We start from the raw sequence: 23,440 nt of genomic DNA, 5'->3' as shown, positions 1-23,440 counted from the left end.
TGTTCTGCGCTCTGCGAAGTAGGACAATTATCGGCTTCTCGTCACAATCAGCGACCTTGCATGGCCTTTCTTGCCCTCGGTATCAACCATAAGACTGCCTCGGTAGACGTACGCGAGCGCGTGGCGTTTACCCCCGAGCAGCTGGTGGACGCCTTGCAGCAGCTCTGCCGACTGACCGCCAGCCGCGAAGCCGCGATCCTTTCGACCTGTAACCGCAGTGAGCTCTATATAGAGCAGGACCACCTGGCAGCAGAGAGTGTGCTGCGCTGGCTTGCCGAATATCATCAGCTGAGCCTGGATGAGCTGCGCGCCAGCGCTTACATCCATGAAGATCACGACGCCGTGCGGCACATGATGCGGGTGGCCTCGGGCCTCGACTCGCTGGTGCTGGGCGAGCCGCAGATCCTCGGGCAGATGAAGTCGGCCTATGCCGTGGCCCGCGAAGCCGGCACCATCGGCCCGTTGCTCGGGCGGCTGTTCCAGGCCACCTTCAGTGCCGCCAAACAGGTGCGCACCGATACCGCCATCGGCGAAAACCCGGTGTCGGTGGCGTTCGCTGCCGTCAGCCTGGCCAAGCAGATCTTCAGTGACCTGGGGCGTAGCCAGGCGCTGTTGATCGGCGCGGGCGAAACCATCACCCTGGTTGCCCGTCACTTGCACGAGCAGGGCGTACGACGCATCGTCGTGGCCAACCGGACCCTGGAACGCGCCAGTATCCTGGCCGAACAGTTCGGTGCCCATGCGGTGCTGTTGGCTGACATTCCTCAGGAGCTGGTGAACAGCGATATCGTCATCAGTTCCACCGCCAGCCAGTTGCCGATTCTGGGCAAGGGTGCGGTGGAGAGCGCCCTGAAGCAGCGTCGGCACAAGCCGATCTTCATGGTCGACATCGCTGTGCCGCGGGATATTGAGCCACAGGTTGGCGAGCTCGATGACGTCTACCTGTACTCCGTCGATGATTTGCACGAGGTGGTCGCCGAGAACCTCAAGAGCCGCCAGGGTGCTGCCCAGGCTGCCGAAGAGCTGGTCTCGGTAGGCGCCGAAGATTTCATGCTGCGCCTGCGCGAGCTGGCCGCAGTGGATGTACTCAAGGCTTACCGTCAGCAGAGCGAACGCCTGCGTGATGAGGAGCTGCAAAAGGCCCAACGTTTGCTGGCCAACGGCGCCAGTGCCGACGAAGTGCTGGTGCAACTGGCCCGTGGCCTGACCAACAAGCTGTTGCATGCGCCCAGCGTGCAACTGAAAAAGCTCTCTGCCGAAGGCCGCCTCGATGCGCTGGCCATGGCCCAGGAACTCTTTGCCCTCTCCGAGGGTTCGACGGATAAAACCCCGCAATGAAAGCGTCGCTGCTCAATAAACTGGACATTCTCCAGGACCGTTTCGAGGAATTGACTGCCCTGCTGGGCGATGCCGAAGTCATTTCCGACCAGACCCGCTTTCGCGCCTATTCCCGTGAATATGCCGAAGTCGAGCCGGTAGCCGTTGCCTATGCCCAGTGGCGCAAGGTTCAGGATGACCTGGCCGGCGCTCAGGCGCTGCTCAAGGACAGCGATCCGGACCTGCGCGAAATGGCCGTGGAAGAAGTGCGCGAGGCCAAGGATCAATTGGCGCAGCTGGAAAACCAGCTGCAGCGCATGTTGCTGCCCAAGGACCCCAACGACGGGCGCAACGTGTTCCTGGAAATCCGCGCCGGTACCGGCGGTGACGAAGCGGCGATCTTCTCTGGCGATCTGTTCCGCATGTACTCGCGCTACGCTGAAAAGCGCGGCTGGCGCCTGGAGATTCTTTCGGAGAACGAAGGCGAGCACGGCGGCTACAAGGAAATCATCGCCCGGGTCGAAGGCGACAGCGTTTATAGCAAGCTGAAGTTCGAGTCCGGTGCCCATCGCGTCCAGCGGGTACCTGAAACCGAATCCCAGGGCCGTATCCACACCTCGGCCTGTACCGTGGCGGTGCTGCCGGAGCCGGACGAGCAGGTGGCGATCGAGATCAACCCGGCGGACTTGCGGGTCGACACCTACCGCGCCTCCGGGGCCGGTGGTCAGCACATCAACAAGACCGACTCGGCGATCCGTATCACGCACTTGCCCACCGGCATCGTCGTCGAGTGCCAGGAAGAGCGTTCCCAGCACAAGAACCGGGCGCGGGCGATGTCCTGGCTGTCGGCCAAACTCAATGACATCCAGACCAGCGCCGCGCAGAACGCCATGGCCAGTGAGCGCAAGCTGCTGGTCGGCTCGGGCGATCGTTCCGAGCGTATTCGAACCTACAACTATCCACAGGGGCGGGTGACCGATCACCGCATCAACCTGACCCTGTATTCCCTGGATGACGTTCTGGCCGGGGGAGTCGACGCGGTAATCGAGCCGTTGCTGGCCGAGTACCAGGCCGATCAACTGGCTGCACTGGGTGAGTAAATGACGATTATTGCCAGCTTGCTCCGCGGTGCGGAGTTGCCGGATTCGCCGACGGCGCGTCTGGATATCGAACTGCTGTTGGCTGCGGCCATCGGCAAGTCGCGCAGCTACCTGCACACCTGGCCGGAGCGGATTGTCAGCAGCGAAGCTGCGCTGACTTTCGCCGACTACTTGCAGCGCCGGCGTGCCGGCGAGCCGGTGGCCTACATTCTCGGTCAGCAGGGTTTCTGGAAACTCGACCTGGAAGTAGCCCCGCATACCTTGATCCCACGTCCGGAAACCGAGCTGCTGGTCGAAACCGCCCTGCAGTTGCTGCCGGCTGGTGCGGTCAGGCTGCTTGACCTGGGCACTGGCACCGGGGCGATTGCCCTGGCCCTGGCCAGTGAGCGTCCGCAGTGGCAGGTCAGCGCCGTCGACCGCGTGCTCGAAGCCGTAGCCCTGGCCGAACGCAACCGCCAGCGCCTGCAACTGAACAACGTCAACGTACGCAGCAGCCACTGGTTCGATGCCCTGGCTGGCGAGCGCTACGACCTGATCATCAGCAACCCGCCGTACATCGCCGCCGCCGACCCGCACCTGGTGGCCGGTGACGTACGCTTTGAGCCAAGCAGCGCGCTGGTTTCCGGTGCAGACGGCCTGGACGATTTGCGCAGCATTGTCAGCCAGGCGCCGGAGCACCTGCTGCCGGGTGGCTGGTTGCTGCTTGAGCACGGTTATGACCAAGCTGCTGCCGTGCGTGAACTGCTGGCCAAGCATGATTTCGAGCAGATCGAAAGCCGCCTTGATCTTAACGGCCACGAGCGCATCACTCTGGGACGGCTGTCGTGCTGAGCGATCAGGAGCTGTTGCGCTACAGCCGGCAGATCCTCCTGGCGCAGGTAGATATCGACGGTCAGTTGCGTCTGAAAAACAGCCGGGCGCTGATCGTCGGCCTTGGCGGCCTCGGTTCACCGGTTGCGCTGTACCTGGCGGCGGCCGGCGTCGGCGAGTTGCACCTGGCCGATTTCGACACCGTGGATGTCACCAACCTGCAGCGCCAGGTATTGCACGACAGCGCTTCGGTCGGCCTGAGCAAGGTCGATTCAGCGATTGCCCGACTCACGGCGATCAACCCTGAAATCACCCTGCGGGCTCATCGCACGGCCCTTGATGAAGACTCCCTGGCCACTGTAGTCAAGGCCGTGGACCTGGTACTCGATTGCTCGGATAACTTCGCCACCCGCGAAGCGGTCAATGCCGCCTGCGTCGCCCAGGGCAAGCCACTGGTCAGTGGCGCGGCGATTCGTCTGGAAGGGCAATTGTCGGTGTTCGACCCACGTCTTGCCCACAGCCCGTGCTACCACTGCTTATACGGCCATGGCAGCGAAGCCGAACTGACCTGCAGCGAAGCCGGCGTACTCGGCCCGCTGGTAGGACTGGTTGGCAGCCTGCAAGCACTGGAGGCGCTCAAGCTGCTGGCCGGTTTTGGTGAGCCGCTGGTAGGGCGCCTGCTATTGATCGATGCCCTGGGTAGCCGCTTCCGTGAGCTACGGGTCAAGCGTGACCCGGGTTGCAGTGTCTGTGGCGGGCAGCATGACTGAAGGTGTAGCGGCGCCGGTCGGCGTCTTCGACTCCGGGGTCGGCGGCCTGTCGGTGCTGGCCGAGATCCAGCGCCTGCTGCCCAATGAATCGCTGCTGTATGTCGGCGATTGCGGGCATATCCCCTATGGCGAGAAGTCGCCGGAATTCATCCGCCAGCGCTGTCGCGTGGTTGCCGAGTTTTTTCGCGAGCAGGGTGCCAAGGCCATGGTCCTGGCTTGTAATACTGCGACAGTGGCGGCAGTGGCTGACTTGCGCGAGCACTATCGGCAATGGCCGCTGGTGGGCATGGAGCCGGCGGTAAAGCCTGCCGCCGCCGCTACCCGCAGTGGTGTTGTCGGTGTGCTGGCCACTACGGGTACCCTGCAAAGTGCCAAGTTCGCGGCCTTGCTCGATCGTTTTGCCAGTGATGTGCAGGTCGTCACCCAGCCTTGTCCGGGGCTTGTTGAGTGCATCGAGGCGGGTGACCTGAGCAGTCCGGTGGTGCGCGAACTGCTGCAAGGCTATGTAAAACCCTTGCTCGACGCTGGCTGCGACACCCTGATCCTGGGCTGCACCCACTACCCCTTCCTCAAGCCCCTGCTGGCGCAAATGATCCCGGAGTCGGTGGCAATTATCGATACCGGGGCCGCCGTTGCCCGGCAACTACAGCGTCTGCTGGGGGAGCGTCAGTTGCTGGCTGCGAGGCCGGCGCGCGAGACGCAATTCTGGACCAGTGCCAGCCCCGAACATTTGAGAAACATCCTTCCAATTCTGTGGAATAAATCTGACAGTGTGCAAAGCTTTCCAGTGTAAGAAAAGTGTGAAAAGCACTCAACATTGGCTGAACTAACGCAACGCTACCGATTTCTATTTATTGTCTGGTGAGACAAAAAACCAACAACAGCATTAGGAAAAAGGACGTTTCTCATGAAGAAACTGCTTTGCTTGGCTGCACTTGCAGCCTTCACCCTGGGGCAATCTCTTACAACTCAAGCAGCGGACGTATCGTTCTCGGTCGGGCAGACCAGCGACTCAACCATGACCTATCGGCTGGGGCTGCAGTCGAACTGGGATGTCAGTTGGTGGCAAACTAGCGTAGGACGCCTTACTGGCTACTGGGATGGTGCTTACACCTACTGGGAGGGTGATGAGACCGCCAGCAATCACAGCCTGTCGTTTTCACCCGTGTTTGTTTACGAGTTCGCCGGCGAGTCGGTCAAACCCTACATCGAAGCTGGTATCGGTGTAGCAGCGTTTTCCAGTACTGAACTCGAGAGCAACGAAATCGGCTCTTCCTTTCAATTCGAAGACCGCATTGGCTTCGGTTTGCGCTTTGCCGGTGGACATGAAGTGGGCGTACGCGCCATTCATTACTCTAACGCCGGGTTGCAAACACCCAACGATGGTGTCGAGAGCTACTCATTACACTACCGCATGCCGCTCTGACCTGGTGCAGCGCCCTGTGTTTTACACAGGGCTTGCCGGTTGCTCGGGCAATGGCCAGAGGCTGTTGAGGTCAAGTGCTTCGAATAGTAACTCCGGCGCGCGTTCAGGCAGGCGCTTGATGATGACATCGGCAGCACTTTCTGGTGTCCACTGCTCGGGCATGACCTGAATCGCCACCACGGGTACTTTCAGCGCCTGCGGGGCGATCAGGGTCAAGTCGATGCCCTGGTTTTTCAAGGCTTCCCGGGCGCTGCGAAACACCTGCGCGACATTGTTGCTCGGCGTCGCTGGCTGGCTCGGTTCGAACAATTGCAGTGAGGAGTAGCGGCTGAGGATCGCCATGACCTGCGGTGCCTGGCCTTTCTCCAGCAAGGGGGTTGCCGCCTGCAGGCAATGTACCGAAGCGCTCAGGTTGGTGCTGGTGATGGCTTCAAAAATCAAGGTGGGTGCGATGCTGGCGTCCAGGTAATCACAAGTGCCAGCATTCACCAGCAGGCAGTCCAGCGCCCCCCAGCTTTCGCTGAGCTGCTTGCTGGCCGCCGCTGCTTGCGTGGCATCCGTCAAGTTACCGTCGAGCAGTAACAACTGCTCGGGATTTTGCAGCGACAATCCCCGGAGCTCGGGGGAGGCACGACCGCTGGCGGCAACCTTCCAGCCGTGCTCAAGCAACTGTTGCACCAATGCCAGGCCCAGGCCACTGGCGGCGCCGGTGACCCACACTCTGCGCGAGACGGGATTGATCACGATGCTGCCCTCTGTTCCTGCCGCGTGGGTAAATTCTGAAAAGCATCCAACGCACGTTGGCGACTGCTACCGAGGTCCACAATGGGCTGTGGATAAAGTTTAGAAGCAAAAAGATCGCCAGTAATCACTGGATTGTGGATTTTTTTTGCATCCAGATCAGCCAGCTCCGGTAACCATTGCCGAATGAAGCGTCCGTCAGCGTCGAAGCGTTGCGACTGGCTGAGCGGATTGAAAATGCGGAAGTAAGGCGCGGCATCGGTGCCGGTCGATGCGCTCCACTGCCAGCCACCGTTGTTGGCAGCGAGGTCGCCGTCGATCAGGTGGCGCATGAAAAAACGTTCGCCTTCGCGCCAGTCGATCAGCAGGTTCTTGCTCAGGAACATGGCGACAACCATGCGCAGGCGGTTGTGCATCCAGCCAGTGGCGAGCAGTTGGCGCATGGCCGCATCGATGATCGGGATGCCGGTTTGCCCCTGCTGCCAGGCCTTGAGATCGTCTGGTGCATGGCGCCAGGGCAGGGCTTCGGTGTGCACGCGAAAGGCACGGTGCTTGCTGACGCGCGGGTAGCCAACCAGGATGTGCTTGTAGAATTCGCGCCAGAGCAGCTCGTTGATCCAGGTCACCAGGCCCTGGTTGCCACTGTCGAACTCGCCATAGTTGTTGCTCAATGCCGCGTGCAGGCACTGGCGTGGCGAAATCACCCCGGCAGCCAGGTACGCCGAGAGCTGGCTGGTACCGGCGACAGCGGGAAAGTCGCGTTGTGTCTGGTAGTCGGCGGCGCATTCTTCGACGAAATGCTGCAGTCGGCGTTGCGCCTCCTGTTCGCCAGCAGGCCAGAGGTCTCGCAATGACTGGGGCGGCAACTCAAAGCCGGTCACTTCATTGGGCAGCGGGTCGCTGGCAATGGTCATTGGCGCCTGCGCCTTGGGCGGATGGCCAAGGCGTGGCAGGCCCAGGTGCAGGCGCTCATGACAGGCCTTGCGAAACTGGCTGAACACCTGAAAGTAGCCGCCGCTACGGGTGAGGATGCTGCCCGGGCGCAACAGTAATTGATCCAGATAGGCGTGGGTGGTGATGCCGGCCTGCTCCAGGCGGGCGCTGACAGCGTGGTCGCGAGCGCTTTCATTGGCGCCGTATTCTTCGTTGAAGTGCACCGCCTGCACCTGATGCTCCCGGCACAGTTCAAGCAGTACCTGGGGCGCCTGTTGCCAGGTATCGGTATGCCGGATGAGCAAGGGGATGTTCAACTGCGCCAGTGCCGTACTCAGGCTTTGCAGGTTGCGCAACCAGAAATCGACCTTGCACGGCGCATCGTCATGGGCCAGCCATTGGCCTGGGCTCAGCACCCATACTGCCAGGGTCGGGCCGCGTTCGCAGGCCGCTGCCAGGGCGGTGTTGTCGAGTACGCGCAGATCGCTGCGCAACCAGATCAATTGCATGTCGTGTGTCCTGATAGCGTGTGCAGGCACTCGAGCGCCGCTTGGGGCGTTTCGAGGGCAAATACCGTTTCGTCGTTCCATGCTTGCAGCGCCTGCTTATGAATGCTGACTGCGCGCCCGCACAGGAGTTTCGCAATGTCGATGTTGGCCAGGCTTCGTTGCAGGCGCGGCACATCGAGCGCCTTGTCGATACTCAGCAGCAGCGCCCATGGCCGCAGGCGGCCTACGGCCAGGGGCAGCTCGTTGCCGGGTAGCGCCCAGTCGAAGACCTGCACTGGGTGCCCGGCGTTGCTCGCCAGCCAGGCGCTCAGCCACAAGCGCGGGTCGAAGGCCAGGTCGGAGCCGTTGACCAGCAGCAACGGGGCGCCGCCAAGTTGGTGATTGTTGTGATAAATCCGTGCGCCCAGCTTGCTGCGCAGCCAGGAGTAGAAGAACACCCGCTCAAGGCTTGCGGCGAACTGTCCCTGCCAACGCCGCTCCAGTTCCTCGAGCAGTGGCAACAACAGCTGTTGGCACAGCGTCGCCGCAGGGTAGAGGGCCATGACCTGGTTCAGTTGCTGATCGAGGCGGCGTTCTGCGAGGCTGGCGATGGCTTCGATCAATTGCTCGCGCAGGGTGTGCCAGGTGTTTCCTGCCGTTGTCTGAGGTGTGCTCGGCGCAGCCTCGAGCAGGTTTTTGACCTGGCTGACGGCGACGCCGCGGTTGAGCCAGGCAAGAATCTGCTGAATGCGCTGGACGTCTTCCTGGCTGTACAGACGGTGCCCTTTGTCGGTTCGCTGCGGCACGATCAACCCGTAGCGCCGCTCCCAGGCGCGCAGGGTGACCGGGTTGATGCCGGTCAGGCGCGTCACTTCGCGGATCGGCAGCAGCGCTTCAGATGGCATTGCGCAGGCTCAGGCTTTCCGGGTGTGGCTGCAAGTAGACCTGCTGGGCCAGGTAATGATCCGGATGGTTGCGCAGGTGATGTTTGAGCAGGGTCAGCGGCACCACCAGTGGCACCACGCCGGCATGGTACTGGCTGATCAGCTGGCGGATCTCCTGTTTATCGGCATCGCTCAGGGCGTCGCGCAGGTAGCCGCTCAGGTGCAGCAGCACATTGCTGTGGGTGCCACGGCTGGCGCAACGGGTCAGGGCTTGCATCAACTGGCTGAAGTAGCGCGGGGCGAGGGTTTTGGGGTCGTCATCACGGGTCATGCTGCCGAGCAGCTTGCCCAACACTTTGTATTGCTGTGGGTTGTGAGCCATCAGCTGATACTTGTAACGGGCGTGAAATGCGATCAGCGCGCCGCGGCTGAGGCCCCTGGCGAGCAGCTGTTGCCAATCGGCATAGGCGTACACGCGGGTGATGAAATTCTCTCGCAGCACCGGATCAAAGAGTCGACCGTCTTCCTCCACCGGCAGGTCCGGGCGCAGTGTGCAGAATGCGTCGGCGAACAGCCCGCGGCCACCCTCGGGTGCTGGATAACCATTGGCCTGGTAGACCTTGACCCGCTCTAGGCCGCACGACGGTGACTTGTGCATGAAGATATAGCCGCAGATGTCATCCAGGTCCTGGGCCATCTGTTGCCCGTAGGCGCGCAGCGGGCCGCTCAGGTCCAGGCCGGGATCGCGACTGCACACTGCTTGCGGGTCGGCAGGGTCGCCGACCAGGCGGATGGGTGGGCGAGGCACGCCCAGACCGATGGCGACTTCCGGACACACTGGGAGCAAATCGAAGTGTTCGCCGAGTACCTGGGTGCACCACCGCGAAGCCTTGTGACCGCCATTGAAGCGCACCGCCTGGCCCAGCAGGCAGGCGCTGACGGCAATACGGGGCTTACGCGGCAGTTCAAGAGCATCCATGGGGCGGATCCTGGAAATATTGTACAAGCAAACAAAACTGTACAGATAAATCTCATCATAGAGATAAAGCTGTGCAAGTCAAATGTGCTGTACAACTTTCGTTCAGGTTACTCGCAAGTGGTAGGGGTGCTCAAAAACAGCCCCGCGCAGTGGTCATTCCAGATGTTCAAGCAAGCGGCGGGCGGCTTCCTGGCCACTGAGCCAGGCACCTTCGACGCGGCCGGACAAGCACCAGTCGCCACAGGCATACAAGCCCAGGTCGGCGTCGGCCAGGGCCCCCCACTCGTGGTTGCTGGCCGGGCGTGCATACAGCCAGCGGTGGGCGAGGGAGAAGTTGGGAGCAGGCACAACGCAGCCGACCAGTTCGGCGAAGTCGCCCCACAGCTGCTCGATCACGGCCTCCTTGGGCAAGTCGATGTGGTCTTTGCTCCAGCTTGAGGTGGCATGCAGTACCCAGGTGTCCATGTGTTCATCGCGGCCGGGCTTGCTACGGTTGCGTGCCAGCCAGTCGAGGGCACTGTCCTGCACGAAGCAGCCTTGCATCGGCGTGTCGAGCGGGGTGTCGAAAGCCAGGGCAATCGCCCAGGTCGGGTCCATCTGAACGCCTGCGGCCGCAGCGGCGAGCTTGGGCGCAGCCGCCAGCAGGGGCGTTGCCTGGGGCGCGGGCACGGCTACCACTACCCGGCTGAAAGGGCCGTGGCTGCAACCGTCGGTGTCTTGCAGGTGCCAGTACTTCTGACCGCGATAAACCTCGGCGATGCGGCAACTAAAGTTCACCGTGACGTCCTTGAGCAGGCCGCGGGTGATGGCACTCATGCGCGGTACACCAACCCAGCGTGTCTGTTCGTCGGGGGAAGGGCTGAGTACGCCATTCTGGTAGTGGTACAACTGTGGCTTCCACTCTGCAGCCCAACCTGCCGCTACCCATTGCTGGAGCTGATCGACAAAGCGTCGGTCTCGGGCAGTGAAGTACTGGGCGCCAAGATCGAGGGCGCCAGCATCGCTGCGCTTGCTGGCCATCCGGCCGCCGCTGCCGTGGCCCTTGTCGAACAAATGAACGGTCTGCCCGACTTTTTGCAAGGCCTGGGCGGCAGACAGACCGGCGATACCGGCCCCGATGATGGCAATAGGTACAGTCATGATGGCCTCTTCGAACCTTGTGGTTGCAGACTGGGCTGCGCGGCAAACCTGTACAATGCATGAATCGTGTATAAGATGATTCCGCTCGTTACCACAGGTTGGCCTATGTTTATCCGAGAGCGATCGGTCAAAAAAGTGCCTTGTTGTTAAAAATAGACCACTGGCGCGCCATGTGAGGACACAGCCATGCATATATTGCTGACCGGCGGTACTGGGTTGATCGGCCAACACCTGTGTCAGCACTGGCTGGCCCAGGGGCATCGGTTGACGGTCTGGAGTCGACGCCCTGAACAGGTGGGCAGGCTGTGTGGTGCTGGGGTGCGCGGCATCGCCAGGCTGGAGGAACTGAGCGATGATGACAACCTGGATGCGATCATCAACCTTGCCGGTGCACCGATCGCCGATCGGCCCTGGAGCTCCAGTCGACGGGCGGTGTTGTGGGCCAGCCGCATCACCCTGACCGAGCATCTGCTGGCCTGGCTGGAGGCGCGTCAACAGCGTCCCGAGGTACTGATCTCGGGTTCGGCGGTAGGTTGGTATGGCGATGGCGGCGAACGTGAGCTCACCGAAGCCACGCAGCCGGTCAAGGAGGACTTTGCCAGCCAGCTGTGCATCGCCTGGGAGGAAACCGCCATGGCTGCCCAGCCTCTGGGAGTGCGGGTGGTACTGGTGCGCACGGGCCTGGTGCTGTCGAGCGAGGGCGGCTTTTTGTCGCGCCTGCGCCTGCCGTTCAAATTGGGGCTGGGCGGGCCTATCGGCGATGGTCGGCAATGGATGCCGTGGATACATGTAGACGACCAGATCGCCCTGATTGATTTTCTCTTGCAGCACAAGGATGCCAGCGGTCCTTATAATGCCTGCGCCCCGGAGCCGGTGCGCAACCGCGAATTTGCCAGGCGCCTGGGCCGGGCCTTGCACCGCCCGGCGTTCATGCCGCTGCCGGCGCTGGTGCTCAAGGCCGGTCTGGGCGAGCTGTCGACCCTGTTGCTCGGTGGGCAACGGGCGCGGCCGGTACGTTTGCTGGCTGCCGGTTTCACCTTCCGCTTCAATGATCTGCAATCGGCCCTGGATGAACTGTCCAGCCGCCTCTGAAATAGGACGTTGCATGACCGATCACGCTTTGCTGCTGGTCAACCTGGGTTCACCGGCCTCCACCTCCGTCGCCGACGTGCGCCGCTACCTCAATCAGTTTCTCATGGACCCCTACGTCATCGACCTGCCATGGCCGGTGCGGCGCCTGCTGGTATCGCTGATCCTGGTCAAGCGTCCTGAGCAATCGGCCCATGCCTATGCCTCGATCTGGTGGGACGAGGGGTCACCCTTGGTGGTGCTGACCCGCCGCTTGCAGGCGGCCATGGGCGACCAATGGAGCCACGGCCCGGTCGAGATCGCCATGCGCTACGGCGAGCCTTCGCTGCCCACCGTGCTGGCGCGCCTGGCAGCCCAGGGGGTAAAGAAAGTCACCCTTGCGCCGCTGTATCCGCAGTTTGCCGACAGCACCGTCACCACGGTGGTGGAGCAAGCCAAACAGGTGATTGCCGAGCAGAAGCTGGCGCTTGAAATGGCGATACTGCAGCCGTTCTATGACAAGCCTGAATACATCGAGGCCTTGGTGGCCAGTGCCCAGCCCTATCTGCAGCAGGATTACGATCACCTGCTGCTGAGCTTCCATGGCCTGCCCGAGCGGCACCTGAAAAAACTCGACCCGACGGGCAATCACCGTTTTCAGGACGCCGATTGCTGTCGCGATGCCTCACCTGAAATGCTTGCGGTCTGTTACCGCGGCCAGTGCTTGCGCACCGCTCAGGCGTTTGCGAAGAAGATGGGTATCCCCGACGGCAAGTGGTCGGTGTCGTTCCAGTCACGCCTGGGGCGGGCGAAGTGGATCGAGCCTTACACCGAGACGCGTCTGGACGAGTTGGGCAAGTCCGGGGTGAAAAAACTGCTGGTGATGTGCCCGGCGTTCGTCGCCGATTGCATCGAAACCCTGGAGGAGATCGGCGATCGTGGGCGTGAGCAGTTTGTCGAGGCGGGTGGCGAAGAGCTGGTGCTGGTGCCGTGCCTGAATGATCACCCGCAGTGGGTGCAGGCGTTGAAGGGGATGTGCGAAAAGGCTTGAGGGCCTCATCGCGGGGCAAGTCGACTTGCCCCACGATGGATTTCAGATCAAGGCAACTGATCGTCCAGTGCTTTGTTCTTCCAGCCATCATTGCCTGGCAGCAGCAGGTTCAGGGCAATGGCGACCACAGCGCACAGGGCGATGCCCTTCAGGCCCCAGTCATCCGGACCGGTGCCAGTGCCGATCAGCACGCCGCCGATACCGAACACCAGGGTTACTGAAACGATCACCAGATTGCGTGCCTCGCTCAGGTCGATCTTGTGGCGGATCATGGTGTTCATGCCCACCGCTGCAATCGAGCCGAACAGCAGGCAGAGGATGCCGCCCATCACCGGTACCGGAATACTCTGCAGCAGCGCACCGAACTTGCCGATGAAGGCCAGGGTGATGGCAAAGACTGCCGCCCAGGTCATGATCTTCGGGTTGTAGTTCTTGGTCAGCATCACTGCGCCGGTTACTTCGGCGTAGGTGGTATTGGGCGGCCCGCCGAACAGGCCCGCAGTGGTCGTGGCGATACCGTCACCGAGCAGGGTGCGGTGCAGGCCAGGCTTTTTCAGGTAGTCACGGCCAGTCACGCTGCCCACCGCAATTACCCCACCGATGTGTTCGATCGCCGGCGCCAGGGCTACCGGTACGATGAACAGGATCGCCTGCCAGTTGAAGGCGGGTGCAGTGAAGTGCGGCAGGGCCAGCCATGGCGCGGCGGCGATCTTGGCGGTGTCGACCACACCGAAGTAGAACGACAGGCCAAAGCCCACCAGTACGCCGGCGATGATTGGTACCAGGCGGAAGATGCCCTTGCCGAACACGGCGACAATCAGAGTGGTCAGCAGTGCTGGCATCGAGATCATCATGGCGGTGCTGTATGGCAGTAGCTCAGCGCCATCGGCAGCCTTGCCCATGGCCATATTGGCGGCAATCGGGGCCATGGCCAGGCCGATGGAGATGATCACCGGGCCAATCACGACCGGCGGCAGCAGACGGTCGATGAAACCGGTGCCCTTGATCTTCACGGCAAGGCCCAGGAAGGTGTAGACGAAGCCGGCGGCCATGATCCCGCCCATGGTCTCGGCCAGGCCGAACTGGCCCTTGGCGAGAATGATCGGGGTAATGAAGGCGAAGCTCGAGGCCAGGAACACTGGCACCTGACGGCCGGTAACCAACTGAAACAGCAGAGTTCCCAGACCCGCCGTGAACAGCGCGACGTTAGGGTCCAGACCGGTGATCAGCGGCATCAGTACCAGCGCGCCGAAGGCGACGAAGAGCATTTGCGCGCCGGAAACGACCTGGCGCCAGAGCGGGTCGTTGAACTCATCCTGCATGTTCAGGCGTCCTTCTGCTTGGTACCGAAGATCTTGTCACCGGCATCGCCCAGGCCAGGGATGATGTAGCCGTGCTCGTTCAGGCGCTCGTCGATCGAGGCGGTGTAGATCTGCACGTCCGGGTGGGCTTTTTCCACCACCGCGATGCCTTCGGGAGCGGCAACCAGGACCATGGCGCGGATGTCCTTGCAGCCCGCTTTTTTCAGCAGGTCGATGGTGGCAACCATCGAGGCGCCGGTGGCCAGCATCGGGTCGATGATCAGGGCCAGGCGTTCGTTGATTTCCGGTGCCAGTTTTTCCAGGTAGGTGTGCGCTTCGAGGGTTTCCTCGTTACGGGCTACGCCCACGGCGCTGACCTTGGCGCCCGGAATCAGGCTGAGCACGCCGTCGAGCATGCCGATGCCGGCCCGCAGGATTGGTACTACAGTAATCTTCTTGCCGGCGATTTTCTCGACCTGGACCTTGCCGCACCAGCCATCGATTTCATAGCTTTCCAGGGGCAGGTCTTTGGTGGCTTCGTAGGTCAGGAGCGTGCCGACTTCCTGAGCGAGTTCGCGAAAATTCTTCGTGCTGATGTCAGCGCGGCGCATCAGGCCGAGCTTGTGGCGGATCAGCGGATGGCGGATCTCACGGGTAGGCATAGGGAAAAGCTCCGGGGGGCGGGCAAAAAAACCGCGCTAGATTAATCTATTCAGCCATGCATGTCCTCAGACTTACTGGACGTTAGTCCAGAAATACTTGATCTGATGCGATTGGGTGCGTACCTTTGCCCGCTTTTCTCAATTGCCGCCCTTTGGAGAGCGCCATGTCCGCCGATCTCGAGCACATCCGTCAAGTCATGCGCGAGGCTGACTGCCTGCACACTGAAGCTGAAGTCGAGGCCGCCATTGCCCGTGTGGGCGCGCAAATCACTGAGGTACTGGCCGACAGCAACCCGGTAGTGTTCTGCGTAATGAACGGTGGCCTGATCTTCGCTGGCAAACTGCTCACCCACCTGCAGTTTCCGCTGGAATCCTCCTACCTGCACGCTACCCGCTACCGCAACCAGACCAGCGGCGGCGACCTGTTCTGGAAGGCCAAGCCGGAAGTGTCGTTCATTGATCGCGATGTGTTGATTATCGACGACATCCTTGATGAGGGTCATACCCTCAGCGCAATTATCGATTTCTGCAAGCACGCTGGCGCCCGTGCCGTGCATACTGCAGTACTGATCGACAAGGACCATGACCGCAAGGCCAGCGCCGACCTCAAGGCTGATTTCTGTGGCCTGAGCTGTATCGACCGTTATGTGTTCGGTTATGGCATGGACTACAAGGGCTACTGGCGCAATGCTAACGGTATCTACGCCGTCAAAGGTCTCTGACGGCGTCAATCGGGTCGCTGCATCGCCGCTCCTACCAGGTAGGAGCGGGCTTGCCCCGCGAAGATGCCATCCCATGCTAGAGTGCCAGGCTGCCCCCAAGGAGCCTGACATGCGTGCGATCCTCCCCCTGTTGTTGTTGCTGAGCATGCCGCTTGCCGCGGCGCCCCTGCACGGTCAGTTCCTGCCGCCCGATGATCTCGGGGTGCGCAAGGAGGCTGCTGATTCCCAGCAGCTATTGCAAGTTACCAGTTACTCGGTGGTGATCGGCAATCAGCGCCAGTCCAACCAGCAACCTATTCCTGTCACTTCGCCGTTGATCCTGCGCCTCAAAGGCAAGCCGTTGAGCAAGGGGGCGACCATCAATCAGGTGCTGATCAGCTTCGATGCCGAAAGTAAAAGCCTGAAGAAGCCGGTGTTCGACGACAAGAGCAAGACCCTGACGCTGAACTACCCGCTGGCTCAATACCGGGTGATGCTCGACCTGCTGCGCAACGATACTGTCTATGTGCAGTTCCTCAGTTACCCCAATGGTCACATCTGGGCTGATCTGCACACCGGCAGCGTACGCGCGCGTTGAGTGCCGGTGCTGCCCGGGAGTAAACTGCCGGCCCGTGAAAATGTCCGTGATGGTTCAGTTGGAGTCGGCAATGCGTAAAGACAAGAAGCAAGTGATTGGTGATGAGATCAGCGACGACTACATCAAGTCGTTCCTGCAATACGAGCCGGCCGATAACCTCACTTCGCCGTCGCATCACAAGCTGATCAAGGGCTACCGTGGCCTGCGCATCGATGACTTCGAGCGTTATGTCGGTTTCTTCGTCGAAGCAGGTCATGACCTGGACGGCAAGGACGAGCACGGCAAGACTTTTGTCGAAGCCATCGCGGACCAGCGCAACAGTGCCGAGTACATCGAGATCATCGACAAGGCGCGCGGCTAAACCTGCGCCCATAAAAAAACGCCCCGAAGGGCGTTTTTTTATGCCGGCAGGTTACGCGTAGCTCTGTGCCGGGCTGCTTTCGACCAGGCCCAGGGCCTCGTCGTTGTACGCACTGATCTTGTGGTACAGGGCCGCGTCGCTGGCCAGGACCTTTTCCCGGGCCGGGAAAATTTCCTTGAGCTTGGCAGCCCAGGCGCCCTTGGCCTGCTCGGGGAAGCAGCGCTCGATCAGTTCCAGCATGATCGACACGGTCACCGATGCACCTGGCGAGGCACCGAGCAGGGCGGCCAGGGAGCCGTCCTTGGCCGCGACCAGTTCGGTACCGAACTGCAGGATGCCGCCTTTTTTCGGGTCTTTCTTGATGATCTGCACACGCTGGCCTGCCACTTCCAGACGCCAGTCCTCGGCTTTGGCCTCGGGGTAGAAGCGACGCAGCGAGTCCAGGCGCTGTTCCATCGACTGCATCACTTCGCTGACCAGGTACTTGGTCAGGTCCATGTTGTCGCGGGCCACGGCCAGCATCGGGCCGATGTTGCCCATGCGTACCGACAGCGGCAGGTCGAGGAACGAGCCGTGCTTGAGGAACTTGGTGGTGAAGCCGGCATAGGGGCCGAACAGCAGCGAAGTCTTGCCGTCGACAACCCGCGTGTCCAGGTGCGGCACCGACATCGGTGGCGAACCTACCGCGGCCTGGCTGTAGACCTTGGCCTGGTGATGCTTGACCACTTCGGGGTTGTCGCAACGCAGCCACTGGCCGCTGACCGGGAAGCCGCCGAAGCCCTTGCTCTCTTCGATACCCGACAATTGCAGCAGCGGCAGGGCCGCGCCACCCGCGCCGAGGAATACGAAACGGGCGTCTACTTCGCGGTTGCTGCCGCTGTTGACGTCTTTGATGCTGACGGTCCAGCCGCTGCCGTTACGGCGCAGGCCGGTGACCTTCTTGCAGTACTTGACATGGGCCTCGGGGGCGTTGGCCAGGTGCTTGAGCAGCTTGTTGGTCAGCGCGCCGAAGTTGACGTCGGTGCCTTTCATGACGCGGGTGGCGGCAATTTGCTGGTCGGCAGGGCGCCCCGGCATCATCAGCGGCATCCACTCGTTCATCACCGCCTTGTCTTCGGTGTATTCCATCTCGCTGAAGGCGTGGTGCTGCTTGAGCATTTCAAAACGCTTCTTGAGGAAGCTGATGCCCTTTTCACCTTCGACGTAGCTCAGGTGCGGCACGGGGTTGATGAACGCCCGTGGCGAGCTGAACGCGCCTTTCTTGCTCAGGTAGGCCCAGAACTGCCGGGACACCTCGAACTGGGTATTGATGTGCACCGCTTTCTTGATGTCGATGCTGCCGTCGGCGGCCTGTGGCGTGTAGTTCAGTTCACACAGCCCGGCATGGCCGGTCCCGGCGTTGTTCCACGGGTTGGAACTTTCCGCGGCACCCGAATCCATCAACTCGACGACTTCCAGCTTGATTGTCGGGTCGAGTTCCTTGAGCAGTACGGCCAGGGTGGCACTCATGATGCCTGCCCCTACCAGTACTACATCGACTGCTTCGTTCTGCGCCATTAACGCGTCTCCAAAATCTTCAGCACCAAATTGACAGCATAGGATCCCTGGCTTGCCAGGATCGCCATGTCCGATTCTTCGCAGTTTTTGCAACTTCAGCGGACACCACCAACCGGGCTTTGCGTTGCCTATGAACGCATTTTACAGCCGGTGCGGCAATTCGACTTATGGTCAAGGTATCCGTCGTGCGTTATGGACCGGCTTCAGGCACCCATTTGAGATGAGCGCTGTTGCCAGCTGTTCAGGGCTGTTCGGGACACTTTAGGTGCTTTTGCACATGCCAGACTGTTCATTGCTCGCCACACTCTTGTGAAGTTGTGAAAACCTGTTTTTTCACGCTCTTTTGGAGTCGTGAACCTCAAAATGGACTGCGCGATGGCAAATCCGGCAGGTTCAGGCAGGGCAGGGGGCCGAATGACGCAGGCACACTGGCTGGTGCAAGACCTGTGTGGAAGGCTCTCTGTGGGCGGTGCGGGGGATGCGCAATGTTGTGCATTGGCGGTACTGCGAGGCCCGATCAGGAGACGTCCTTATAATCGGGGGGAGATTATAGCGATGTCGCGGGCAGAAAAGCTCTAAATTAGCGACTTTTATTGAGGCAAAACTCAGGCGGCGAGGCTACGTTGCAGCCAGTTTCCACTGACACGCTTTGAAACACGGGCGCTGGCGGGCAGCGGCCGGTTGAGCCAGGCCAGACGAATTTCGTTGATTTCCACCCAGCCGCTGGTCGCGGGGGCCTGTGCGCACTGTTTGAAAGCCTGGCAATGGCCCAGGGAGTCGAGGCGGGCGAAGCAGCGTTGCGGGTTGCGTTTGAACAGCAGGGTCAGAAGCGAGGGCATGGCAGGTATCCCGTAGGAAGAAACTGGTGCAAGGATAACCAGGCCGTGATGAAAGGTTCATGACAGCGAACTGGGGCCGGGGTCGCCTGTCTTATTCGATAATGGCAGGCCGATAGCTGGGCTGCCCCGTGCTGGTTATACTGGCGCTCTTTGCTGCCTATTCTGGAGAGATGAGCATGTTGCAACGTTTGTTGTTCGGTTTGATCGCGGTGACCAGTCTGACCCTGGCCGGTTGTGCCCACAGCCCGCAACAACTCAGCCCGCAACCGAAACTCACCGCCCAACTGGCGCCGGTCGGTCATGGCCAGCCAGTGGTGGTCAAGGTGGTCGATGGCCGTGCTTCGCAAACCCTGGGCACTCGTGGCGGCCTGTACCCGGAAACCAGCGCCATCACCGTCACCGGTAACGACATCCTGCCAAAACTGCAGGCCCAGGCTGAAGCCGCCGTGCGTCTGCTGGGTTTCACCCCGACACCGAACGCCTACAACGCGCCACAGCTGACCGTGACCCTGACCGAACTCAAGTACCAGTCACCCAAAGAGGGCATGTACGTCACCGAAGCCACCATTGGTGCGACCTTCAAGGCTGACGTGGCCAATGCCAACCGTCGTTACAGCGGCCGCTATGGCGCCTCGCTTGACCAGCGCTTCGGCATGGCGCCCAACCAGGAAACCAACACCAAGCTGGTGAGCGACGTGCTCAGCGACGCACTGACCCGCCTGTTCAAGGATCAGGCTGTCGGCCAGATCCTCGGCGAGTAAACCCGCTCAGTAAAAAGCCCGATGTCTGCAGGGCAGGCATCGGGCTTTTGCATTTGTGGGGCTCAGGCAGCTTCTACGTAGAAATCCAGAATACTGATGCCGGTGGGGCCGTCGACCTCGGGCAGGTCGTCATGGGCGTGCCCGCCCAGGGCGCAGTACACCAGCCATTGGCGGTCCTGGACGTTGAACGCCAGGCCATCGATCAGCGCCTGCTGCTCGTCGCTCTGGGCAATCAGATAGAGGCGGTCCTGGTTTTCGGCGTGCAGCATGACAAGCTCCGGTGCGTGATAACGGCCGATAGAGTGGCGTGTCTTGATGACGAGCGTATGACGGTGGGAATTAATCGTCGTTTGTCGCAAAGCACAGGCAGGGGCACGACGCTTGGGTAGAATGCCGGCCGAGTTGAATGTATCGATGTACTTCTTTTTGAGGTTTTGTGATGTCGTTGCAAGTGATCTGGGGGCTATTCGCCGCCCATCCGGCCAAGCTGATCAACCTGCTGGCCCTGCTGCTGACCTGCCCGGGCGGTCTGCTGCTGCACAGCGCCCGCCGTCGTGCGGCGCAAACCCTGGCGGGTATGGCCGCCGATGAGGCGGTCGTCGAGGGCATGAGCCTGCGCATCAACCGCTTCTACTACATTCTCGGTTTTGCCTTTTTGGCGCTGGCCCTGTTGCTGTCCTGGTTCAGCACCTGGGTGTGAAGCCGATCGCGGGGCAAGTCGGGTCGCCGCATCGCCGCTCCCACAGGATCTGTGGGAGCGGGCTTGCCCCGCGATAAATTTACAACGCCACCCCGGCCTTGACCCGGTACTGATTGCGTACCGGCGTCGCATACTGCTGCACCAGGTACGGCTGCTGCTCGGCCGGGCACGCATCCAGGCGGCGCTGCCATTCAGCCTGGGCGCGGGCCAGTTCATCTGCTGGGAAGACCTTGGCCGCTGCCGGTACATCCAGCGCCGGGTCGGCATCGGCCCACTGCGCGTACGCCAGGTAATGCACTGGGAACAACCGGTAACCGGCGAGAATCTGGCGGTCGATTTCCGCTGCCAACTGCTTGGCGTCTTCGACGAACGCGCTCACCGGTGGCGCGAAGTTGATGTGCACACGGCCCTTATAGCCGGTGATGCCCTGGGCGATGCTGACGTCGTCTTCGCCCGGCGCTTTGCTGTAGCTGCCGGTGGTGGCGCGGATGTACAGCTCGCGGGCCTTGGCCTGGTCGCACGGGTCATATTCGTAGCTGATCGACACCGGGCTCAGGTTCAGCGACTGGATGACCGCGCCGAACGGTTCGTCCTTGCGGCTCATGTGGAACATCTTCAGGATCGCCGAATCGGTACGGTCATCACCATCCTTGGCCCGGCCTTCGGCCTGGGCAATCCAGATCGATTGGCCGTCGTTGCGGATCGAATGGTTGATGTAAGCCGACAACAGTTGGTAAGCGGCGAGCTTTTCCCGGCGGCCGGTGATCGAGCGGTGCACGATGAAGCTCTTGTTCAGGCGCATCATGTCGCTGACGAACGGCTTTTGCAGCAGGTTGTCACCGATGGCGATGCGCGGCGTCGGCAGGCCGGCGTGGTACACGGCATAGTTGACGAACGCCGGGTCCATGACGATATCGCGGTGGTTGGCCAGGAACAGATAGGCGGTACCGGCCTTGAGCTGCTCGACACCGGTGTAGGTCACGCCGTCGGTCGCCCGCTCGATGGTATGGTCGACGTAGTACTCGACCTTGTCCTGCAGGGTCGAGACGCAGCTGACACCGGCAAACTCTTTGCGCAGGCGCCGGGCGATCAGTGGCTTGAGCAGCCAGCCAAAAGCCCCGGCCATGCGCGGGAAGCGATAGTGGGTGAGGATATCGAGGAATGCCGGGTCGCTGAGCAGCCGTGCCAGAACGGCAGGGACTTCAGCGTCGTCGTACGGTCGGATGGCATCGAATTCGCCCATCATGCTCTCTTGTTGGAAACGTCTAGGGTAATAGGTAGGGCCGGGGTCTGAAAAACGGCTCAGACACACTCAGGACCTGTAAATAGACCGACAATTATACGCACAAGTCACTCAGGAGGCCGCGATGCTGGAGACAGCGATCTACGATTGTCCTTATTGTGGTGAAGAAGTCGAGACGACGGTGGACCTGTCCGGTGGTGATCAGGAGTACATCGAGGACTGCCAGGTTTGCTGCAAGCCGATCAGGTTCGTGCTGCAGGTGCATGGCGAGGAATGGATGCTGGACATCTATGGTGAGAATGACTGATGCAGCGAATCTACGAGCCTGAAAGCCTGCTGGAAGCTGAAATGCTCATCGGCATGCTGGCCAGTGAAGGCATCACCGTGCACCTGGTCGGCCGCGACCTCATGGGCGCCATGGGCGACTTGCCGATGCACGGCCTGCTGGGCCTGGCGGTGGCTGATGAGCAGGCCGGCCGCGCACGCCAGCTGATCGCCGCGTACAATAGCGCCCAGCCCCTTGCCGGCGACGAACCGGAGAACATTCCCGGAACCCTGATTTGCTAGGTTTTTGCCCTCATGTGTGGACGTTATGCGCTGTTTCGCTGGTCTCCCGCCTTTGCTGCCCTGCCGGGATTTCCCAGTGACCAGCAGGCGCAATGGAATATCTCCCCCGGCGCTTCGGTGCTGATCCAGCGCCGCCTCGACGATGGCCAGATGGAGCTGGCACGGGCGCGCTGGGGGCTGACCCCGGCCTGGCTCACTGACCTTTCACGCACCCCGGCCCATGCTCGGGCCGAGACCCTGGCCGAACAGCCGATGTTTCGCGAAGCCTTTCGCCTGCGCCGCTGCCTGTTGCCGGCCAACGGTTTTTACGAATGGCGCGGTACCCAGCGCAAGCGGCCGTACTGGCTGACGCCGGGGGAGGGTTCTTCGCTGTTCTTTGCAGCGATCTGGGAAGCGTATCCGGTGCAGGATCAGGTCTGGTTGAGCACCGCCGTGGTGACCCAGGCGGCGATGAACCAGCGCAGGCCGCTGATTCTCGATGCTGCCGGGCAGGCGGCGTGGCTTGACCCCGAGACCCCGCCGGCGCGCTTGTACGAGCTGCTGGCGAGCAGCCAGGCACCGCTGCGTGAGCGGGTGCTGGCGAATATGGTCAATGATCCGAAGCTCAATGGGCCGGAGTGCTTGACCCCGGCTTGACCCGCGATAGGCCTTACACCCTGAACTGATTGATCAGCCGCCGCTGCTGCTCGGCCAGCTTGGTCAGCTCGGCACTGGCGGTACTCGACTCGTCCGCGCCGCCCGCCACTTCGTTGGCCACCTGGCCGATGTTGATCACATTACGGTTGATGTCCTCGGCCACCGCGCTCTGCTCTTCGGCGGCGCTGGCAATCTGCGTGTTCATGTCATTGATCACCGATACCGCCTGGGTGATGCTCTCCAGCGCCTCGGCGGCGCGCGCTGCTTGCTGCACGCTGTCGTCGGTCTTGCCCTGGCTGTCTTCCATCACCCGCACCACGTCGCGAGTACCCTGCTGCAGTTGCTGGATCATCTGCTGGATTTCTTCGGTGGCTTGCTGGGTTTTCTGCGCAAGGTTGCGCACCTCGTCGGCAACCACGGCGAAACCACGGCCCTGTTCACCGGCACGGGCCGCCTCGATGGCGGCGTTGAGCGCCAGCAGGTTGGTCTGCTCGGCAATCGCGCGAATGGCAATCAGAATGGCGTTGATGTTCTCGCTGTCGCGGGCCAGGTTCTGTACCACACCAACGGCACGGCCGATCTCCTCGGCCAGGGCGCTGATCGAATGGGATGTATCGCGCACGATGGCCAGGCCCTTGTGTGCGGCCTGGTCGGCGTTGCTGGCAGCCTGGGCGGCATGGGTGGCGTTGCGTGCGACGTCCTGGGCGGTGGCGGTCATTTCGTGCACGGCGGTGGCCACCAGGTCGATTTCGGCCATCTGCTTGTGCACGCCCTGGTTGGTGCGGATGGCGATGTCGGCGGTGTGCT

General features: G+C 61.5%; 28 protein-coding genes. 16 read left to right on the top strand and 12 right to left on the bottom strand.

Annotation, left to right across the window (positions count from 1 at the left end):
• The first annotated feature begins 60 nt into the window (after positions 1-60).
• The 6 genes from hemA (at position 61) to M5G17_RS12085 (ending at position 5,423) form a co-directional block, all read left to right on the top strand.
• Positions 61-1,338, top strand: coding sequence for a glutamyl-tRNA reductase (hemA, locus tag M5G17_RS12110; RefSeq protein WP_273893152.1), 1,278 nt, complete (start codon positions 61-63; stop codon positions 1,336-1,338).
• Entirely contained in the window at positions 1,335-2,417 is a 1,083-nt protein-coding gene (prfA, locus tag M5G17_RS12105; RefSeq protein ID WP_273893151.1) for a peptide chain release factor 1, read from the top strand. Before hemA ends, prfA begins: the two co-directional genes overlap by 4 nt.
• Positions 2,418-3,248, top strand: a complete 831-nt coding sequence (gene prmC / locus M5G17_RS12100) for a peptide chain release factor N(5)-glutamine methyltransferase (RefSeq protein WP_273893150.1) — start codon at positions 2,418-2,420, stop codon at positions 3,246-3,248. It begins immediately after the preceding gene.
• Positions 3,242-3,997 (top strand): molybdopterin-synthase adenylyltransferase MoeB, encoded by a 756-nt coding sequence (locus M5G17_RS12095; RefSeq protein ID WP_273893149.1) that lies wholly within the window; start codon positions 3,242-3,244, stop codon positions 3,995-3,997. The genes prmC and M5G17_RS12095 overlap by 7 nt, the downstream gene beginning before the upstream one ends.
• The gene (gene murI / locus M5G17_RS12090) at positions 3,990-4,790 is read left to right on the top strand and encodes a glutamate racemase (protein ID WP_273893148.1); all 801 of its coding nucleotides are present in this window, start codon (positions 3,990-3,992) and stop codon (positions 4,788-4,790) included. The genes M5G17_RS12095 and murI overlap by 8 nt, the downstream gene beginning before the upstream one ends.
• 114 nt (positions 4,791-4,904) lie before the next feature.
• A complete protein-coding gene (locus tag M5G17_RS12085) occupies positions 4,905-5,423 on the top strand; it encodes an acyloxyacyl hydrolase (RefSeq protein WP_273893147.1) in 519 nt (172 codons plus the stop codon).
• Positions 5,424-5,444: 21 nt separating this feature from the next.
• Here M5G17_RS12085 and M5G17_RS12080 read toward each other — a convergent pair whose 3' ends face one another.
• The 5 genes from M5G17_RS12080 to M5G17_RS12060 all read right to left on the bottom strand — a co-directional run bounded on the left by M5G17_RS12080 (position 5,445) and on the right by M5G17_RS12060 (position 10,588).
• The gene (locus M5G17_RS12080; protein ID WP_337993345.1) at positions 5,445-6,167 is read right to left on the bottom strand and encodes an SDR family NAD(P)-dependent oxidoreductase; all 723 of its coding nucleotides are present in this window, start codon (positions 6,165-6,167) and stop codon (positions 5,445-5,447) included.
• Entirely contained in the window at positions 6,164-7,606 is a 1,443-nt protein-coding gene (phrB, locus tag M5G17_RS12075; protein ID WP_273893146.1) for a deoxyribodipyrimidine photo-lyase, read from the bottom strand. Before phrB ends, M5G17_RS12080 begins: the two co-directional genes overlap by 4 nt.
• On the bottom strand, positions 7,597-8,490 hold the full coding sequence (locus tag M5G17_RS12070; RefSeq protein ID WP_273893145.1) for a MerR family transcriptional regulator: 894 nt from the start codon (positions 8,488-8,490) through the stop codon (positions 7,597-7,599). The genes phrB and M5G17_RS12070 overlap by 10 nt, the downstream gene beginning before the upstream one ends.
• Positions 8,480-9,448, bottom strand: coding sequence for a YbgA family protein (locus tag M5G17_RS12065; RefSeq protein ID WP_273893144.1), 969 nt, complete (start codon positions 9,446-9,448; stop codon positions 8,480-8,482). Before M5G17_RS12065 ends, M5G17_RS12070 begins: the two co-directional genes overlap by 11 nt.
• A 153-nt stretch (positions 9,449-9,601) precedes the next feature.
• Positions 9,602-10,588, bottom strand: coding sequence for an NAD(P)/FAD-dependent oxidoreductase (locus tag M5G17_RS12060; protein ID WP_273893143.1), 987 nt, complete (start codon positions 10,586-10,588; stop codon positions 9,602-9,604).
• Positions 10,589-10,774: 186 nt separating this feature from the next.
• Between M5G17_RS12060 and M5G17_RS12055 the strand changes: the two genes are divergently transcribed.
• Both M5G17_RS12055 and hemH read left to right on the top strand, forming a co-directional pair.
• Complete coding sequence (locus M5G17_RS12055; RefSeq protein WP_273893142.1) at positions 10,775-11,680, top strand: TIGR01777 family oxidoreductase; 906 nt, start codon at positions 10,775-10,777, stop codon at positions 11,678-11,680.
• A 13-nt stretch (positions 11,681-11,693) separates the two neighbouring features.
• Positions 11,694-12,707, top strand: coding sequence for a ferrochelatase (hemH, locus tag M5G17_RS12050; protein WP_273893141.1), 1,014 nt, complete (start codon positions 11,694-11,696; stop codon positions 12,705-12,707).
• A 47-nt stretch (positions 12,708-12,754) separates the two neighbouring features.
• Here hemH and M5G17_RS12045 read toward each other — a convergent pair whose 3' ends face one another.
• The gene (locus M5G17_RS12045; RefSeq protein WP_273893140.1) at positions 12,755-14,029 is read right to left on the bottom strand and encodes a uracil-xanthine permease family protein; all 1,275 of its coding nucleotides are present in this window, start codon (positions 14,027-14,029) and stop codon (positions 12,755-12,757) included.
• A gap of 2 nt (positions 14,030-14,031) precedes the next feature.
• On the bottom strand, positions 14,032-14,670 hold the full coding sequence (gene upp / locus M5G17_RS12040; RefSeq protein ID WP_130263101.1) for a uracil phosphoribosyltransferase: 639 nt from the start codon (positions 14,668-14,670) through the stop codon (positions 14,032-14,034).
• A 164-nt stretch (positions 14,671-14,834) separates the two neighbouring features.
• On the opposite strand from upp, the gene M5G17_RS12035 reads away from it, so the two are divergent.
• From M5G17_RS12035 to M5G17_RS12025, 3 genes are all read left to right on the top strand, one after another.
• Positions 14,835-15,392: a hypoxanthine-guanine phosphoribosyltransferase gene (locus tag M5G17_RS12035; RefSeq protein ID WP_273893139.1), complete on the top strand. Its 558-nt coding sequence runs from the start codon at positions 14,835-14,837 to the stop codon at positions 15,390-15,392.
• Positions 15,393-15,501: 109 nt separating this feature from the next.
• The gene (locus tag M5G17_RS12030; RefSeq protein ID WP_273893138.1) at positions 15,502-15,969 is read left to right on the top strand and encodes a hypothetical protein; all 468 of its coding nucleotides are present in this window, start codon (positions 15,502-15,504) and stop codon (positions 15,967-15,969) included.
• Positions 15,970-16,039: 70 nt separating this feature from the next.
• Positions 16,040-16,330, top strand: a complete 291-nt coding sequence (locus M5G17_RS12025; protein WP_273893137.1) for a PA4642 family protein — start codon at positions 16,040-16,042, stop codon at positions 16,328-16,330.
• 51 nt (positions 16,331-16,381) lie between these two features.
• On the opposite strand, the gene mqo is transcribed toward M5G17_RS12025, so the two are convergent.
• Entirely contained in the window at positions 16,382-17,887 is a 1,506-nt protein-coding gene (gene mqo, locus M5G17_RS12020; protein ID WP_273893136.1) for a malate dehydrogenase (quinone), read from the bottom strand.
• Between the two features lie 605 nt (positions 17,888-18,492).
• Positions 18,493-18,726 carry a hypothetical protein gene (locus M5G17_RS12015; protein ID WP_273893135.1) on the bottom strand — a complete coding sequence of 78 codons (234 nt, stop codon included), beginning with the start codon at positions 18,724-18,726 and terminating at the stop codon, positions 18,493-18,495.
• A gap of 176 nt (positions 18,727-18,902) precedes the next feature.
• Here M5G17_RS12015 and M5G17_RS12010 point away from each other — a divergent pair, with 176 nt between their 5' ends.
• The gene (locus M5G17_RS12010) at positions 18,903-19,487 is read left to right on the top strand and encodes a YajG family lipoprotein (RefSeq protein WP_130263108.1); all 585 of its coding nucleotides are present in this window, start codon (positions 18,903-18,905) and stop codon (positions 19,485-19,487) included.
• 62 nt (positions 19,488-19,549) lie between these two features.
• Here the strand turns inward: M5G17_RS12010 and M5G17_RS12005 are convergent, their stop codons facing one another.
• Complete coding sequence (locus M5G17_RS12005; protein WP_273893134.1) at positions 19,550-19,756, bottom strand: hypothetical protein; 207 nt, start codon at positions 19,754-19,756, stop codon at positions 19,550-19,552.
• Positions 19,757-19,926: 170 nt separating this feature from the next.
• Between M5G17_RS12005 and M5G17_RS12000 the strand changes: the two genes are divergently transcribed.
• A complete protein-coding gene (locus M5G17_RS12000) occupies positions 19,927-20,187 on the top strand; it encodes a hypothetical protein (RefSeq protein WP_273893132.1) in 261 nt (86 codons plus the stop codon).
• 79 nt (positions 20,188-20,266) lie between these two features.
• Here the strand turns inward: M5G17_RS12000 and M5G17_RS11995 are convergent, their stop codons facing one another.
• A complete protein-coding gene (locus tag M5G17_RS11995) occupies positions 20,267-21,433 on the bottom strand; it encodes a 1-acyl-sn-glycerol-3-phosphate acyltransferase (RefSeq protein WP_273893131.1) in 1,167 nt (388 codons plus the stop codon).
• A gap of 121 nt (positions 21,434-21,554) precedes the next feature.
• Between M5G17_RS11995 and M5G17_RS11990 the strand changes: the two genes are divergently transcribed.
• Genes M5G17_RS11990 through M5G17_RS11980 form a run of 3 tightly spaced genes read left to right on the top strand, consistent with a single transcriptional unit; the run spans position 21,555 to position 22,633 of the window.
• Entirely contained in the window at positions 21,555-21,737 is a 183-nt protein-coding gene (locus M5G17_RS11990; protein WP_130263110.1) for a CPXCG motif-containing cysteine-rich protein, read from the top strand.
• Entirely contained in the window at positions 21,737-21,997 is a 261-nt protein-coding gene (locus tag M5G17_RS11985) for a putative signal transducing protein (protein WP_273893130.1), read from the top strand. The genes M5G17_RS11990 and M5G17_RS11985 overlap by 1 nt, the downstream gene beginning before the upstream one ends.
• A gap of 12 nt (positions 21,998-22,009) precedes the next feature.
• Positions 22,010-22,633 carry an SOS response-associated peptidase gene (locus M5G17_RS11980; RefSeq protein ID WP_273893129.1) on the top strand — a complete coding sequence of 208 codons (624 nt, stop codon included), beginning with the start codon at positions 22,010-22,012 and terminating at the stop codon, positions 22,631-22,633.
• A 13-nt stretch (positions 22,634-22,646) separates the two neighbouring features.
• Here the strand turns inward: M5G17_RS11980 and M5G17_RS27655 are convergent, their stop codons facing one another.
• A complete protein-coding gene (locus M5G17_RS27655) occupies positions 22,647-23,390 on the bottom strand; it encodes a methyl-accepting chemotaxis protein (protein WP_420793612.1) in 744 nt (247 codons plus the stop codon).
• Positions 23,391-23,440 lie beyond the last annotated feature (50 nt).

Origin of the sequence: Pseudomonas rubra (genome assembly GCF_028656935.1) — a bacterium.
Classification (GTDB): Bacteria; Pseudomonadota; Gammaproteobacteria; order Pseudomonadales; family Pseudomonadaceae; genus Aquipseudomonas; species Aquipseudomonas rubra.
Note: the sequence above shows the minus strand (reverse complement) of the source record. Positions and strands in the feature narration are given on the sequence as shown.